Raw genomic sequence first — 16,181 nt, forward strand, 5'->3', positions numbered from 1 at the left:
AGGAGCCGGCCATGAATCTTCCCATATCCGCATCCTCCCTTTACGATCGTGTCAGCCGCGTCATCCCCAAAGCCGAATGGCTGTCGTTCCAGGATGATGTCGAGGCGATCCTCGAATTGAAGCGACGGCACAATGCCGTCATTCTCGCCCACAACTATCAGACGCCGGAGATATTCCACGGCGTTGCCGATATCGTCGGCGACAGTCTCGCGCTCGCGCGCAAGGCCGTGGACGTCGATGCCGATATCATCGTCCTTGCCGGCGTGCATTTCATGGCCGAGACCGCCAAGCTGCTGAACCCGGAAAAGACGGTTCTGATCCCGGACATGGAAGCGGGATGCTCGCTAGCGGAATCGATCACACCCGAAGATATCGCGCTGCTCCGTCAGGCCCATCCCGGCGTTCCTGTCGTCACCTACGTCAACACGTCGGCAGCCGTGAAGGCGGCGTCTGATATCTGCTGCACTTCGGGCAATGCCCGGCAGGTGGTGGAATCGCTCGGCGTGCCGAAGGTGCTGATGCTGCCGGACGAATATCTGGCCCGCAACGTCGCACGCGAAACCAATGTCGAGCTCATCGCCTGGCATGGGCATTGCGAGGTTCATGAACTCTTCACCGCGGACGATATTCGCCAGCTACGCGAGAATTACCCCGGCGTAACGGTGCTGGCCCATCCGGAATGCCCGCCCGACGTCGTTGCGGCGGCGGATTTCGCAGGCTCGACGGCCGTCATGTCCGACTATGTCGGCAAGAAGCGCCCGTCGCGTGTGGTGTTACTCACCGAATGTTCGATGAGCGACAATGTCGCCGTGCATCATCCGGACGTCGAGTTCATCCGGCCCTGCAATCTCTGCCCGCACATGAAGCGCATCACCCTTGGCAATATCCGTAAGGCTTTGGAAGAGGGGCGGCACGAGGTCACGGTCGACCCGACGATTGCGGCCGATGCCCGTCGGGCGGTTGAAAGGATGCTGGCGATATGAGCGAGATCCTCGAAGACTTGAGCGGCCGCATCGTCATCGTTGGCAGCGGCCTTGCCGGATTGATGACGGCGCTGACACTAGCGCCCGAGCCGGCCGTGATCGTCACCCGTGCCCTGATCGGCGCGGAAACGTCGAGCGCCTGGGCGCAGGGCGGCATCGCCGCCAGCATCGGCAAGGGCGATAGTGCGGCCCTGCATCTCGCGGATACGCTTGCCGCCGGCGACGGGCTCTGCGACGGGAAAGTGGCGGCGAGGATTGTCGCCGAAGCACCTGCCGCGATCGCCGCCTTAGAACGGGCGGGTGTTGAATTCGACCGCGATATGGCAGGCGAATTGTCCCTTGGCCTTGAAGCTGCACACTCGCTTCGGCGTATCGTGCATGCCAAGGGCGACGGTTCGGGGGCTGCTATCGTCCGCGCGCTTGCCGAGGCGGTTGCCCGTACGCCGTCGATCACGGTGCTCGAGGGCTGTCAGGCGCAACGCCTGTTGCTGGATGGGGATCGCGTCGCCGGCCTTCTGTGCGTGACCGACAAGGGCAGCGTCGTCTTGCCGTCCTCCCGTATCGTCCTTGCCACGGGCGGCATTGGTGGCCTGTTCGATGCCACGACCAATCCGGTCGGCAATTTCGGGCAGGGGATTGCGCTTGCGGCACGGGCCGGGGCGCGGCTTGCCGATATGGAGTTCGTACAATTTCATCCCACCGCACTCGACAGCCGCAGGCGCCCGCTGGCGCTTGTCAGCGAAGCCGTCCGCGGCGAGGGCGCGCTTCTCGTTAATGAAAGCGGTGAGCGTTTCATGGCTGACGTCGAAGGTGCCGAGCTTGCGCCGCGTGATGTCGTCGCGCGCGCCATTAGCGCGCAAATCGCCCGCGGCGGCCGGGTTTTTCTCGATGCGCGAGCTGCGCTCGGCAACCGTTTCGCCAGCCGTTTTCCGGTGATCGAAGCCCTTTGCAACGAGGCAGGCGTCGATCCGGCGAGTGACCTCATTCCAGTACGTCCTGCCGTTCACTATCACATGGGTGGCGTTGCCACCGACGAGAACGGCCGCAGTTCGGTTCCTGGCCTTTGGGTCGTGGGCGAGGCGGCTTCCACCGGCCTGCACGGCGCCAACCGTCTTGCCAGCAATTCGTTGCTGGAGGCGGCTGTTATGGGCATGCGGGCGGCGCACGATATTGCAAGTAGCGATGTGAGCCCTGCAAGCTTGCCGAAACATTTCCCCGAGACATTCGTGCCAGACCCGGCACTCGTTCGGCCGATTGCCTCGCGGCATCTCGGCGTGCTGCGCAATGGCGGCGCCATCCATGGCGCCATTGCGGCTCTCCTGCCGTTTTGTGAGAACGAAAGCACGGCAACCGACCCTGCGCTGGTGGCCTTGCTGATCGCCGTCTTCGCAAGTCTCCGGATGGAATCGCGCGGCGCCCATGCCCGCACGGATTTTCCGCTGAAACTGCAGCATGCGCAACGCCGTATGATGCATCTTACCGACGCGCTGGATATCGCCCGGTCTGTTACCCCCTATTCCATGGCAAGGAGTGCCTGATATGACACTTGCTCCCCTCCCGCGCCTGATCGTCGAGCCGCTGGTGCGCAATGCGCTGGTCGAGGATCTCGGCCTTGCCGGCGACGTCACATCCACGGCCGTCATCCCGGCGGAACATCGGTCCCGCGTTGCTATGGTAACCCGCCAGCCCGGTGTCGTCGCGGGTCTCGATGCCTCCGAGTTGGCTTTCCAGCTCGTGGATCCCGCTATCGCCATGACCCGTCACGTGCCCGATGGTGCGAAGGTTGGTGTCGGCGATGTCATTGCGACAATTGAGGGACCGTCCCGCGGGCTGCTGACGGCGGAGCGCACCGCGCTTAACTTCCTCGGCCATCTCTCCGGTATTGCCTCCGTGACCGGCAGCATCGTCGAGGCGATCGCCGGCACGAAGGCCTCGATCGTCTGCACTCGCAAGACGACGCCGGGCCTCAGGGCTCTGGAAAAATATGCGGTGCGCGCCGGCGGCGGTATGAACCATCGCTTCGCGCTTTATGACGCGGTGTTGATCAAGGACAATCACGTCGCAATTGCCGGGGGCATCGCCGAAGCCATCCGCCGAGCCAAGGCGGGCGTCGGTCATATGGTCAAGATCGAAGTCGAAGTGGATACGCTGGTGCAGCTTCGCGAAGCGATGCAGGAAGGCGTCGACGCCGTGCTGCTTGACAATATGACACCGGATCAACTGCGCGAGGCGGTCGATATCGTCGGCGGCGGGGCCATTACTGAAGCGTCGGGCCGCATCACGCCGGCAATGGCTGCCGCAATCGCCGCCTCCGGGGTCGATCTCATCTCCGTCGGCTGGCTGACGCATAGCGCGCCGACGCTCGATATCGGGCTGGACTGGAAGGCGGCGGCTTAGAGCCGCCGATCCCGGGTCAAACGACCACCGGCACCTGTGCGCCGTCCATGCTGATCACGACGCCGGTGACGTAGCTTGCTTTGGCCGAACTCAGGAAAGCGACGACATTGGCGATGTCGGCTGGATCGGCCATGCGGCCGATCGGGATGCGCTTAAGGGCATCGGCTAGCGCTTCCTCTTCGGTCAAGCCTGAGATCTTCGCCGCCGCCTTCAGGCCTTCAGCAACGCGATCCGTCTCGGTGAGGCCCGGATTGAGGCCGACGACGCGCACGCCCTTGCCGGCATAGGCGTTGGCAAGCCCGACGCTTGCGAGCATCAGGGCAGCATTAGCCGATCCGCCGGCGAGATGGACGGGCGAGGCGACCTTGCCGCCGTTGCCGATGATATTGATGACGGCACCCGTGCCGCGCGCGCCCATGCGCTTGATGACGGGATCGATCACGTTGATGTAGGAAAAGTATTTCGCGTCCATCGCAGCCCGCCAGATGGCAGGGGTCAACTCATCCGCCGGCGTGCGGGCCGCGGCACCTGCGCTGTTGACGAGGACATCGATCGGGCCGACGTCGGACTCGACCTTGTTCACCACGGCAAGTGCCTGCTCGTCGGAGATCAGGTCGACGGCGTAGCCGCGTGTGCCGGGAAGCCTGGAGAGGGCGGCATCTATATTGGACTGTGAGCGCGAACAGATCGCGACCCGGGCGCCTTCCTCCAAGAAGAGTTCGGCACAGGCATAGCCGATGCCCTTCGAGCCGCCGGTGATCAGAACGACTTTATCCTTGAGGCCGAGGTCCATGGAATGTCTCCGGAATGATTTGCTTGGATCGCCAAGCTACGTCCCGAAATCACCACCGTACAGGGTCGCGGTCGTCACAGCTTGGTTACCGGAGCGCGATCTTACGAAAGACGCTTGGCCTTCAGCACCGAAACGGCCGTCTCGCTATTATGGACATAGTCGTTGGCGTCAGGCTGACGCTGCACCAGGAGAATGAACAGCAGGTCGGTCAGCATCAGCTGTGCATCGCGGGCGGTGATTGCCGAGGAGCGGACGCGATCTTCATCGCCGACGGTATGAAGGCAGATATCGGCGACGCGGGCGAGTGGATTGTCCTGCAGCCCGGTGACGGCGATGACGGTTGCTCGGCGCTGGCTGGCCAATTCCGCAATCCGTAGCGTCTCGATGCTGGCGCCGGAATAGGAAAGCGCAAAGAGCAGGTCATCCGGCCCCAAGGTCGATGCATTCGCCATCTGCACATGGCTATCGCTGTCATGCAGCACGTTGCGGCCGAGCTTCATCAGCTTGTAGGAAAAGTCGCGTGCGACCAGCGACGAGGCGCCGACACCTGCCAGATGGATGCGCCGCGCGTCATGAAGTGCCTCGAGAGCCTTTTCGATATCGGCTTCGTTGTTGACCGAGATCGTTTGCTGCATCGCCTGCATCTTGCTGCCGAGCAGCTTCTGCAGGATCGTGAGATAGCCGTCGCCCACCTCGATCGTGCCGTGGATCATACCGGCCGGCGCCTGCCATTCCTGCGCTTTCGCCTCGCTGACGGCAAGTTTCAATTCCTGATAGCCGGCATAGCCTAGCTTCTGGCTGAACTTGACGACGCTCGACTGGCTGCGGCCGGTTTCGACCGCGAGCGCTGCTGAGGACAGGCGCAGCATCTGGTCGGGATTATCGATGATGAACTGTCCGATCTGGCGATCGGCGGGCGCCATGGTTTCGAGCTGCGCGCTGATTTTCTTTAAGATCGACATTTGTCCCTTCGAGCCATCAAGGCCGCTTCACCCGCCGACGCGAGCGCACCGAAAATAGCATCCGGTTCTAGCTCGGCAATCTCGCTTCGTGCGATCGGACAGTATCACAGCAAATTGGAATAAAAAATTCCAAATCTGATTGACACTCTGGAATGGCCGATTAGTCTTTGGAAGAAATGCGTGAAGGACTCGCGGTGTCCTCACCTTTTCCTCGACGGATACTCATCATGGACAGACTTCGCATCTCCGGCGGCAGACGGTTGCAGGGCGCGGTGACCATCGCCGGCGCCAAGAATGCCGCCTTGCCGGAAATCGCAGCGGCGCTCTTGAGCCCGCATCCGCTGGAACTGACGAACCTGCCCGCAGTCAGCGATGTCGAGAACATGCTCGATGTCATTGCCCTGCACGGTGCCAGAGTTGAGCGCGGGCCGCATGGCACCACGATCGATGCGAATAACATCGTCTCGAAGGAGACGTCCTACGATACGGTCAGGCGTATGCGGGCGACTGTGTTGGTGCTGGCGCCGCTGCTTGCCCGCTTCGGCCATGCGCGTGTTTCCCTTCCTGGCGGCTGCGCCATCGGCGCGCGGCCCGTCGATATGCACATCAAAGCCCTGGCGACGTTGGGCGCCGATATTGCGATCGAAAGTGGCCTGATCGTCGCTTCGGCTTCAAATGGGCTGAAGGGCGCGCGGATCGTGCTGAGTTCGCCATCCGTAGGTGCGACGGAAACGGCCATGATGGCCGCCTGCGCCGCCAAGGGAGAAACCGAGATATTGAACGCAGCCCGCGAGCCGGAGGTGGCGGATCTCGCGGCCTGCCTCAGCGCCATGGGTGCGCGGATCGAAGGGGCGGGGACCCATCGCATCCTCATCGATGGTGACACCGACTGGCGTCCGGCCAAGCATCACGGCATCCCTGACCGCATAGAGGCAGGCACCTATGCGGTGGCAGCGGCGATCACCGGCGGTCAGCTCGAGCTTATTCATGCCCGGTTGGAAAATCTGGCCTCAGTCGTCCAGGCGCTTGAGGCCATGGGCGTCAGCGTCTGGCCGAGTGATCGCGGTCTGGTGGTCTCCCGGAACGGCCCGCTCAAGGGAGCCGATATCACAACCGAACCCTATCCGGGCTTCCCGACGGACCTGCAGGCGCAGTTCATGGCGCTCGCCTGCTGCGCTGAAGGCGCGACGCTGATCCGCGAGACCGTATTCGAAAATCGCTTCATGCATGTGCCGGAGTTGACGCGGCTCGGCGCCAATATCACCCTGCAGGGCACGACGGCACTGGTGCGTGGCGGAGCGCCACTCAAGGGCGCGCAGGTGATGGCGACAGACCTCAGGGCATCCGTGTCGCTGGTTCTCGCCGCCCTCGTGTCCAAGGGCGAAACCATCGTCAACCGCGTCTATCATCTTGATCGCGGCTATGAGCAGCTGGACCGCAAGCTGCGTCTCTGCGGCGCCGATATCGAACGGCTGACGTCATGACCGCCGTATCGGAAAACGCTCCTTATTTCCTCGGCATCGATGGCGGCGGTACTGGCTGCCGGGCGCGCATCGAGGATGCTGAAGGCATGATTTTGGGGCAGGGATTGTCCGGCCCGGCAACGACCAGGCTCGGGATCGCCGAAGCATGGGCGTCGATTTCGCGTGCCTTTGACGCAGCAATAGAAGAAGCCGGGTTGAGTGCCGACGATATCGGGCGCATCCACGTCGGCGTCGGGTTGGCGGGCATCGGCCGCAAGGGCGCGCTTGATGCGTTGAAGGCGATAGAGCATCCATTTGCCAGCATCAAGTTCATTAGCGACGGGGAGGGCGCCTGCTTCGGCGCGCATTCCGGTCGCGATGGTGCCATCGTCATTGCCGGGACGGGCTCGATCGGGCTCGGTCTCGTCGAAGGACGGCAATTGCGGGTCGGCGGCTATGGTTTTCCGATTTCGGATGAGGGCAGCGGCGCCTATCTCGGGCTGAAGGCGGTGCAGCTTGCGCTGCGTGCCCATGATGGCCGCGAACAGAAGACGGCGCTGTTGGCCGAAATCATGCAACGCTTCCAGAATGATCCGATGGAGGCGGTCGCCTGGATGGACAGGGCTTCGGCCACGGATTATGCGGCCCTTGCACCGATGGTCCTCCGCCATGCCGATCAGGGCGATGCCGCCGCGCGGCGTATCGTGCAAAGTGCAGCCGCCCATATCGATACGCTGGTTCGCACCCTGTTCGAAAAAGGTGCGCCGCGCGTCTGCCTGCTTGGTGGTCTCGCAAGCCCGCTCGAGCCTTGGCTCTCGCCCGATGTACGCCGTCGCTTGAAACCCATCGACGGCGATGCCGTCTCAGGGGCTATCATCCTCGCCAGAAGGGCGATTTGCCAACATTGAACGATGCGACTGAGGGCAGAGCTTTTGCGCGATCGATATGGAATATTTTATTCCTTTCTGGATTGACGAAAGGAATAAATGGACATAGTGTTAACCAAGGTAAACAGGGAATGGACGGGGAACGAAGCCAGAAAGGCCATCCTCAGTCCCGGCTGACTTTGGTCTTCCGTTTAACTGAAAGCCAATCTTTGCTGCGGCGAGCCCGATCTTAATGGATCGAGCTCGCCATCCTGACCTATTGATACTCAAGCGTTATTTCGCGAGCAGGCCCATGACAGAGCAGACGTTGATATCCGAACTGGAGCAGTTGGTTTCCGAAGGGCGCAATCCGAATACGATGCATATCGATCTGCTGCCGACCTTCGATATCCTACGTGAAATGAACTATGAGGATCAGACGGTGCCGCTCGCCGTCGAGAAGGTCATTCCGGCGATCGCCGCCGCCGTCAATCAAATCGTCGCCGCCTTCCAGAAGGGGGGACGGCTGATCTATATGGGTGCCGGCACGAGCGGCCGTCTCGGCGTTCTCGACGCTTCCGAATGCCCACCGACTTTCAGCGTGGCGCCGGACATGGTCGTCGGCCTTATTGCCGGCGGTCCGGATGCGCTGCGGCGCTCGATCGAGGGCGCGGAGGACGATCCGGCGCAGGGGCGCCAGGCGCTGGAGGAGATCGAGCTGAGCAAGGATGATGTCGTCGTCGGCATCGCCGTCAGCGGTCGCACGCCCTATGTGATCGGTGGCCTGAATTACGCCAAGAGCATCGGCGCCTTCACTGTGGCACTTTCCTGCAATCCGAACTCCATCATCGCCGGTATTGCGGATCTGGCGATCTCGCCGGTCGTTGGTCCGGAAATCCTGACCGGCTCGACAAGGCTAAAGTCGGGCACCGCGCAGAAACTCATTCTCAACATGCTGACGACGGCAAGCATGATCCGCATTGGCAAGAGCTATCAGAACCTGATGGTCGATGTCAGCGCCAGCAACAAGAAGCTCGTGGCGCGCGCCTCGCGCATCGTCATGCAGGCGACCGGCTGTACCCAGCAGGAAGCGCGCCGCGTGCTTGATCTCACCGGCAACGACGTCAAGCTTGCCATTCTCATGGAAATTACCGGGATGGGCATTGAAGAAGCCCGCGCGGCATTGCAAAACGCTGATGGATTCCTGCGTAAGGCCATCAACGCCAGGACTGCTTGAGACAACCATCGCGGCACGCCGCGACGGCAATCAATAGGCTAAAATCGGCCGGGGACATTTAAAAAAATTTGGAGGACTGAAAGTGAAAGGGAATTTTGCAAAGATGCTGATTTCGGGAGTAGCGCTGGCCGTGGGGGTTGGTCTGGCGACCGTCGCGATTCCGGCGCAGGCAGCGACGCTGCGTATGGCATGGTCGCAGGACGCGACCGGGCTTGATCCGCATAAGCAGACGGCCTTCTCCTCCATCCGCCTGCTGGAGCTGATCTATGAGCCGCTCGTTCGCCTCGGCAGCAATCTGCAGATCGTGCCCGGCGTTGCCGAGAGCTGGCAGTTCTCCCCCGACGGCAAGCAGCTGACCTTCAAGCTCAATGCCAAGGCCAAATTCCAGAACGGCGCGCCGGTGACTTCGGCTGACGTCAAGGCCTCCTTCCAGCGCATTCTCGATCAGGCGACCGGCGCCGTTGCCCGCGCCAATTTCCTGTCGATCGCTAGCATCGATACGCCCGATGCCAATACCGTTGTCTTCAATCTGTCGCAGCCCGACGTTCCCCTTTTGACGGCGATGACCAGCCTCAATGCTGCCGTCGTGCCGGCCAGCGAAATCACCGCCGGCACCATCGGCACCAAAGCGATCGGTTCCGGCCCCTTCAAGCTCGACAGCTGGGTTCCGAATTCCAAGGAAGTCTTGAGCGCGAATAAGGATTGGGCCGGCGGCGCCACGGGCGTCGATGGCATCAATATCAGCGTGCTGCCGGATGAAACCGCGATCCTTGCGTCGCTCCGCACCGGTCAGATCGATTTCGCGCTGCTCAACGATCCGCTTGTCGCAACGCTGGTGCCGAAGGAGCCGAAACTGCAGCTCACCCGAACGCCGGTGCTCTCCTACAACGTCCTGCAGCTCAATCCCTCTCGGAAGCCGATGGATCAGCCGGCCGTGCGCCAGGCAATTTCCTGCGCCATCGATCGCAAGGATGTGATGGATACGGCCGCCCTCGGCGAAGGCAAGGTGACGGGGCCGCTGACGATGCCGCTCTATGCGACCGATCCCAGCAAGCTCTTCTGTTACACGCGCGATGTCGCCAAGGCGAAGAAGCTGATGGCCGATGCCGGCTTTGCCAATGGTTTCTCGGCGACGGTGATCGCCGCAACCGGCGAGCCGCCGACCGCCACGGCCGAGGCGCAGGTCATCCAGTCGCAGCTTGCCGAAATCGGCATCAAGCTCGATATCAAGGTGATAGAACTCAACGTCTATGTCGACACCTGGCTGAAGGGCAATTTCGACATGGCCGTTGCGCTGAACGGCGGCAGTGCCGACCCCTATTCCATGTACAACCGTTATTGGACCAAGACGGGCAATCTGCAGAAGGTCGCCAACTATATCGACGACACGCTCGACAGCCTGATGCAGAAGGGCCGCGCTGAAACCGATCCTGCCAAGCGCAAGGAGATCTTCGCCGAGTTCGAAAAGCATCTTGCCGAAGTGTCGCCCTGGATCTGGCTCTATACGGCCTATGGCTACACGGCCGAGCAAAAGAACGTGGCGGGCTTCATACCGACGCCGACCGGCTCGCTGTTCGGTCTGAGCAAGGTCTCGATCAAGTAACGATGATCGGGACCTAGAGCATTTCCCTTTCGAGCGATCTCATGGAAATGCTCTATCTCTTTGTTTTTACGCAATTTCATCTGTCAGTTCACGTCTTGGTTCAGCTGAAATTGTTTTAGAGGAATTGCAATGTCATATCTGACGCGCCGGCTGATGACATTCCCGCTGATCATGCTGGGCGTGTCCATCTTCGTCTTCGTCGCCATCCGGCTGGTGCCTGGCGATGCGATCACAGCGATGCTCGGAACCAACGCGGGCCTGCTGACGCCGGAGCAGCGGCAGGCCCTTGCCGCCTATTTCGGCATCGATCAGTCCTGGCCCGTCCAATACTGGCATTGGTTGCTCGGCGTATTCCAGGGCAATCTCGGCATATCCGTTACCTATGGCAAGCCGGTTCTCGATATCATTCTGGAGCGTTTTCCGCTGACGCTCGAGCTTGCCTTGCTTTCAATGGTGATCGCGCTTACGATCGGCCTGCCGGCGGGCGTCTTTGCCGCCACCAGAAACGAAAAGTTCTCCGATCTTTTCGTGCGCATCGTCGCCATGATCGGGCAGTCCACGCCGAATTTCGTTCTCGGCCTTCTGCTGATCTATGCCTTGTCTGCCGGTTTCGGTGTGCTGCCGACCATGGGTGCCTTCACGCCCCTTTGGGAGAACCCGCTTGAAAATCTCGGCCAAATGATCCTGCCGGCGCTGACGCTGGGGTTCGCCTTCGCCGCCTCGGTGACGCGTGTCGTGCGTTCGGCCATGCTCGACGTCTTGAGCGATGATTATGTCCGCACCGCCCGCAGCCGCGGCGTGCCGGCGCGCGGTGTCATCTGGCGGCATGCTCTGCCGAATGCGCTGATCCCGGTGGTGACGCTGAGCGGCGTCGAATTCGGCTATCTGCTGGGCGGCGCTGTGCTGGTCGAGCAGATCTATGCCCTGCCGGGGCTTGGCCGCATGGTGCTCGATGCCATCCTGCAGCGCGACTATGCACTGGTGCAGGGCAGCGTGCTGTTCATTGCCTTCAACTTCATGATCGTCAATCTGCTCGTCGATCTCGCTTATGTCGCGCTTGATCCGCGCGTCCGTCTGGGAGAAGGCTAATGAGCATCGTCAAAGCCATCTTTGGACATATGAGCGGCCGGATCGGCGGAATCATCGTCCTCATTTATGTTCTACTTGCCATTCTCGGCACGTCGGGTGTGACCCCGCATGATCCCTTGACGCAGAACCGCATCGACCGCTTGCACGCCCCGAACCTCACCTATTGGATGGGCACCGATCTTTTCGGCCGCGATGTTGCGAGCCGCCTGATGCATGGCATCGGCGAATCCTTCACCGTCGCCTTCTTCTCCGTTGCCTTTGCGACCTTGCTCGGTACGCTGCTTGGCTTGACGGCGGCATGGTCTGGCAAGGGCTGGGATGGCATCATCATGCGCGCGATGGATGTGCTTTTAGCTTTCCCGGCGACCCTACTGGCACTCCTGATCATCGCCATTGTCGGGCCTGGCACCTGGACCAGCGTTGCGGCGATTGCGATTGTCTATACGCCGATTTTTACCCGCGTGGTGCGAGGCCCGGCCCTTTCGCTGAAGGCACGCGATTTCGTCAATGCCGCCCGCACCTTCGGCAGCAGCCGTTCCTACATTCTGACGCGGCATCTCTTGCTCAATCTCGTCGCACCCTTGACCGTGCAGGTGACGCTGGCGCTTGCCTGGTCGCTGCTGACGGAAGCGGGCCTCAGCTTCCTCGGTCTGGGAACGCAGCCGCCGGCCTCCTCGCTAGGCCTGATGCTGAGCGACAGCCGCAATCTCATGGAAACGGCACCCTGGCTGCTGATCTTCCCGGGCGTGACCATCATGATCTCCATCCTCGGCTTCAACCTTCTTGGCGATGCCCTGCGCGATATCCTTGATCCGAAGATGCGGAGGGCGACGGTATGACACCGCTTCTTTCCGTCTCTGATCTCAGCGTCGGCTTCGGGCGCAATCCCGAGGCCAATCCCATCGTGCGTGGTGTCAGCTTCGATCTCGAAGCCGGCGAGACGCTGGCGATCGTCGGCGAGAGCGGCTCGGGCAAGTCGGTAACAGCACTGTCACTCAATCGCCTCGTCGATTTCGGCGGGGGCCGGATCACCGGCGGCTCGATCCGCCTCAAGCGTGCCGACAACAGCATCCTCGATCTCACCAAGGCGAGCGAAGCGGAACTGACGAAGACCCGTGGTGCCGAGATCGGCATGATCTTCCAGGAGCCGATGACCTCGCTAAACCCGGTCCTGACCATCGGCACGCAGATCGAGGAATCCTTCCGGCTGCACCGCGGCCTGACCGGCAGCCAAGCAAAGGCGGCGGCCAAGGATGCGCTGGATCGCGTGCGTATTCCCGATGCCGCGCGGCGGATGACCTATTGCCCGAACCAGCTTTCCGGCGGCATGTTGCAGCGAGTGATGATCGCAACCGCGCTTGCCTGCAATCCGCGTCTATTGATTGCCGATGAGCCGACGACGGCGCTCGATGTCACCGTGCAGGCGCAGATCATGGCACTTCTTGCCGAATTGAAGCGCGAGACCGGCATGTCGATGATCTTCATCACGCACGATATCGGCCTCGTCGCCGGCATTGCCGACAAGGTGATGGTGATGCAGGCAGGTCAGGCGGTTGAGCAGGGCGAGCTTAATCAGATCCTCGATCATCCAACCCATCCCTATACCCGGCATCTATTGCATTCCGTTCCACATTTCGCCTCGGGACAGGCTGCACGCACCGATTTTCAAAGGGATGAGGCGTCGTCCAAGCCGGCATTGAAGGTTGATGGCTTGACCGTCCGTTTTCCGGTTAAGGGCAGCTTCTTGCATCGACCGACAGGCGCCGTTCACGCCGTCGAAGGCGTCGGTTTCGACCTGATGCCGGGCGAGACGCTGGCGATCGTCGGCGAGAGTGGATCGGGTAAATCCACCACGGCCCGCGCAATCCTCGGATTGGTGAAATCGACCCGCGGCACTTTTGCGACGAATAGCGGCAAGGCGGCGGATCGCACCAGCGCGGTGCAAATGGTTTTCCAGAATCCTTATGCCTCGCTTAATCCGCGCCTTCGTGTCGACAACATCCTCGCCGAGCCGGTGATAGCATCGGGTGCGCGCGTCTCAGTCGAGACGCGCGAACGCATGCTGATGCTGCTGAAGCGGGTGGGCCTGCCGGAAAACGCCCTTGAACGCTATCCGCACGAATTTTCCGGCGGCCAGCGGCAAAGACTGTGCATCGCGCGCGCTCTGATGCTGAACCCGTCCGTACTTGTGCTTGACGAGGCGGTTTCCGCGCTCGACGTGTCCGTCCAGGCACAGGTATTGGAATTGCTGATCGAACTGCAGCGCGAATATGGGCTTGCCTATCTCTTCATCTCTCATGACATGGCTGTCGTGGAGCGGATCGCCCATCGCATCGCGGTGATCTATGCAGGGCAGATCGTCGAGATCGGCGATGCCGCCTCAGTCTTGTCGGAGCCCAAGCATTCCTATACCAGGCGGTTGATCGCGGCGGTTCCGACGGTGGCGCGGCGCAAGGAAAACTTCACGCTCGACACCCGCCAGGTTCCGTCCCTGGTGCGTCCTTTAGGCTTCGAGCCCACCGTTCCCGAGTGGCGCCGCTTTGCGCCGGATCACATCGCGCTGGCGGAAGCTTGAACGAGGCCGAGGAGAGGCGAGATGGCAAGCAGGGGGAGCATGCAGTTTCAGGAGCGTTTTGATCGAGCCTTCGCGCCGATCGAGCAATCGGTTTCGGCGGCGCGCATCCCCGGCGGCGTGCTTGGCATGGTCGATCTCGACGGTATCAGGCAGGTCCGCGCCGTTGGTTCGGCACAGAAGGTACCGGATGTCAGGCCGATGCTGGTCGACACCTGGTTCGACCTTGCGTCGCTCACCAAGGTCATTTTCACCACGCCGCGCATCCTGGCCCTGGCCGAGGCCGGCACGATCGACCTCGATGCTCCCTTGGTCGAACTCCTGCCCGATCTGCGTCAATATAGTGCCGAGGCCTGGGAGCGGAAAGTGACGTTCCGGCAATGCCTCGGCCACCAGACACCGTTTCCGGCAGTCGAGCCAATCTACACCTATGGCCGTGACCCAGAGCTTCTGCGCGCCTTCATCCTGCAGCGCGAATGGCGCGCCGGGCCGCCCGTCTATTCCGATATCAACTTCATCCTGCTAGGCTTCGCTCTGGAGCGGCTGAATAGAAAGACGATCCGCGCTATGGATCCGGGGTCTGGATTTGCCTTTTCCGCGCCGCCGGAATTGGCCGCTGCAACGGAAGACTGCACCTGGCGCCACCGCGTTCTGTCGGGCGAGGTTCATGACGACAATTGTTCGGCATTGCAGGGTGCCGGCCATGCCGGTCTCTTCGGAACGGCGGACGCGATTCTCGATTTCGCCAAGGGGTTGCTTGACGGTAGCGGCGCGTCGGCGCAGTCAATCGCGCTGATGCGGACACCGCTTTCCGCCACTCGCACCCATGGCTGGGAACGGCCCCATGACGGTTGGCATGGCGGCACTCTTTGCTCGCCCGGCACGATCGGCCATACGGGGTTTACAGGCGTGGCCCTCTGGGTCGATTTTGACCAAGGCAAGGCCTGGACCCTCCTTACCAACCGCATCCATCCGACGCGCCACTTCGACAGCGGCATACTGGCGCTTCGTCAGTCCGTCAGCGATCTCGTCAACGCAGCATAGGAGCCTGACCATGGAACCAATCTGGGCAGTCGGTCTGATGACCGGGACCGTCCTCGACGGCAATATCGATGTCGCCATGCTGAAGACCGATGGCGAGCGCGTCGCGGAATTCGGCCCTTACGTGCTGGCCCCCTATCCCGATTGGATCCGCAGGCTCCTGGAAGAGACGCTGGCACAGGCGCGCGTTTGGAATTTTGAAGGGCCGGAGCCGGCGATCTTCAAGCAAGCCGAGGAGGCCTTGACGCGGGCGCAATCGGAGGCGGTCAGGGAATTGGTCGAAGGGAATGGCATGACGATGGCAGACATCGGTGTCGTTGGTTTCCATGGCCAGACTGTCCTGCATCGCGCGCCACAGAAGGATCGGTTGGGGCAGACGCGCCAGCTTGGCGATGGCGAGCTGATGCGGTCCATTCTCGGCACGAAGGTCGCCTATGATTTCCGCTCGGCCGACATGCGCGCCGGCGGGCAGGGAGCGCCGCTTGCTGCCGCCTACCATACCGCGCTGTTGCGCGGTGCAGGTGCTGCGGGCGAGGCGGCTATTCTCAATCTCGGCGGCGTTGCCAATGTCACCTGGTCGGATGGAGAAGGCAATTTCGTTGCTTTCGATACCGGCCCGGCCAATGCGCCGCTCAACGACTTCATCAAGTCGCACGGGCTTGGCGAGATGGACCGCGACGGTGCGCTTGGGGCTGCCGGCAAGGTCGATGAGGCACGGCTCGAGCGGCTGCTGCAGCATCCCTATCTCACGGCGCCCTATCCGAAGTCGCTGGATCGTTTCGATTTCGGCGCCTCCATGGCGGATGGCCTCAGCCCGGAGGATGGTGCAGCCACACTTTCGGCCTTCACGGCAAGCGCTGTGGGCAAGGCGCTGGATCTCCTTCCTCGCAGGCCCACCAAGGTCGTCGTCAGCGGCGGCGGCCGGCATAATCCGACGATCATGTCGATGCTGAAGAGCCGGGCCGGGGTGGAGCCGATCTTCGCCGAAGATCTCGGCTGGCGCGGCGACGCGGTGGAGGCGGAGTGCTTTGCGTTTCTCGCGGTGCGCGTGCTGCGGGGCCTGCCGATCAGCTTTCCCGGCACGACGGGCGTGCCGGCGCCGATGCGCGGCGGCCGCCTCGCGCAATAGCCGCCCGCGAACCAGCTATCGCGTGAGAGGTTTTCGCTTCCGTCCA

General features: G+C 61.9%; 14 protein-coding genes. 12 read left to right on the top strand and 2 right to left on the bottom strand.

Annotated features, from left to right (window positions below):
• Positions 1–11: 11 nt before the first annotated feature.
• The 3 genes from nadA to nadC are packed head-to-tail and all read left to right on the top strand — an operon-like array spanning position 12 to position 3,380.
• Positions 12–983, top strand: coding sequence for a quinolinate synthase NadA (nadA, locus tag FHT73_RS14200; protein ID WP_183712367.1), 972 nt, complete (start codon positions 12–14; stop codon positions 981–983).
• Positions 980–2,521: an L-aspartate oxidase gene (locus FHT73_RS14205; RefSeq protein ID WP_183712369.1), complete on the top strand. Its 1,542-nt coding sequence runs from the start codon at positions 980–982 to the stop codon at positions 2,519–2,521. The genes nadA and FHT73_RS14205 overlap by 4 nt, the downstream gene beginning before the upstream one ends.
• 1 nt (position 2,522) lies before the next feature.
• A complete protein-coding gene (nadC, locus tag FHT73_RS14210) occupies positions 2,523–3,380 on the top strand; it encodes a carboxylating nicotinate-nucleotide diphosphorylase (protein WP_183712371.1) in 858 nt (285 codons plus the stop codon).
• A 16-nt stretch (positions 3,381–3,396) separates the two neighbouring features.
• Here the strand turns inward: nadC and FHT73_RS14215 are convergent, their stop codons facing one another.
• On the bottom strand, positions 3,397–4,173 hold the full coding sequence (locus FHT73_RS14215; protein WP_112603449.1) for an SDR family oxidoreductase: 777 nt from the start codon (positions 4,171–4,173) through the stop codon (positions 3,397–3,399).
• Positions 4,174–4,274: 101 nt separating this feature from the next.
• On the bottom strand, positions 4,275–5,135 hold the full coding sequence (locus FHT73_RS14220; protein WP_112400849.1) for a MurR/RpiR family transcriptional regulator: 861 nt from the start codon (positions 5,133–5,135) through the stop codon (positions 4,275–4,277).
• Between the two features lie 227 nt (positions 5,136–5,362).
• Between FHT73_RS14220 and murA the strand changes: the two genes are divergently transcribed.
• From murA to FHT73_RS14265, 9 genes are all read left to right on the top strand, one after another.
• Positions 5,363–6,619, top strand: coding sequence for a UDP-N-acetylglucosamine 1-carboxyvinyltransferase (gene murA / locus FHT73_RS14225; protein WP_183712373.1), 1,257 nt, complete (start codon positions 5,363–5,365; stop codon positions 6,617–6,619).
• Positions 6,616–7,506 carry an N-acetylglucosamine kinase gene (locus FHT73_RS14230; RefSeq protein WP_183712374.1) on the top strand — a complete coding sequence of 297 codons (891 nt, stop codon included), beginning with the start codon at positions 6,616–6,618 and terminating at the stop codon, positions 7,504–7,506. Before murA ends, FHT73_RS14230 begins: the two co-directional genes overlap by 4 nt.
• Positions 7,507–7,777: 271 nt before the next feature.
• A complete protein-coding gene (gene murQ, locus FHT73_RS14235) occupies positions 7,778–8,701 on the top strand; it encodes an N-acetylmuramic acid 6-phosphate etherase (protein ID WP_112336889.1) in 924 nt (307 codons plus the stop codon).
• A 103-nt stretch (positions 8,702–8,804) separates the two neighbouring features.
• Entirely contained in the window at positions 8,805–10,304 is a 1,500-nt protein-coding gene (locus tag FHT73_RS14240) for an ABC transporter substrate-binding protein (RefSeq protein ID WP_183712477.1), read from the top strand.
• A gap of 129 nt (positions 10,305–10,433) precedes the next feature.
• On the top strand, positions 10,434–11,393 hold the full coding sequence (locus tag FHT73_RS14245) for an ABC transporter permease (protein WP_112603453.1): 960 nt from the start codon (positions 10,434–10,436) through the stop codon (positions 11,391–11,393).
• Complete coding sequence (locus tag FHT73_RS14250; protein ID WP_183712376.1) at positions 11,393–12,232, top strand: ABC transporter permease; 840 nt, start codon at positions 11,393–11,395, stop codon at positions 12,230–12,232. The genes FHT73_RS14245 and FHT73_RS14250 overlap by 1 nt, the downstream gene beginning before the upstream one ends.
• The gene (locus FHT73_RS14255) at positions 12,229–13,968 is read left to right on the top strand and encodes an ABC transporter ATP-binding protein (RefSeq protein ID WP_112603457.1); all 1,740 of its coding nucleotides are present in this window, start codon (positions 12,229–12,231) and stop codon (positions 13,966–13,968) included. The genes FHT73_RS14250 and FHT73_RS14255 overlap by 4 nt, the downstream gene beginning before the upstream one ends.
• A 21-nt stretch (positions 13,969–13,989) precedes the next feature.
• Positions 13,990–15,009 (top strand): serine hydrolase, encoded by a 1,020-nt coding sequence (locus FHT73_RS14260; protein WP_183712378.1) that lies wholly within the window; start codon positions 13,990–13,992, stop codon positions 15,007–15,009.
• Between the two features lie 10 nt (positions 15,010–15,019).
• Positions 15,020–16,135 (top strand): anhydro-N-acetylmuramic acid kinase, encoded by a 1,116-nt coding sequence (locus FHT73_RS14265; RefSeq protein ID WP_112603460.1) that lies wholly within the window; start codon positions 15,020–15,022, stop codon positions 16,133–16,135.
• The last annotated feature ends 46 nt before the right edge of the window (positions 16,136–16,181 follow it).

The organism is Rhizobium sp. BK098, assembly GCF_014193155.1.
Classification (GTDB): Bacteria; Pseudomonadota; Alphaproteobacteria; order Rhizobiales; family Rhizobiaceae; genus Rhizobium.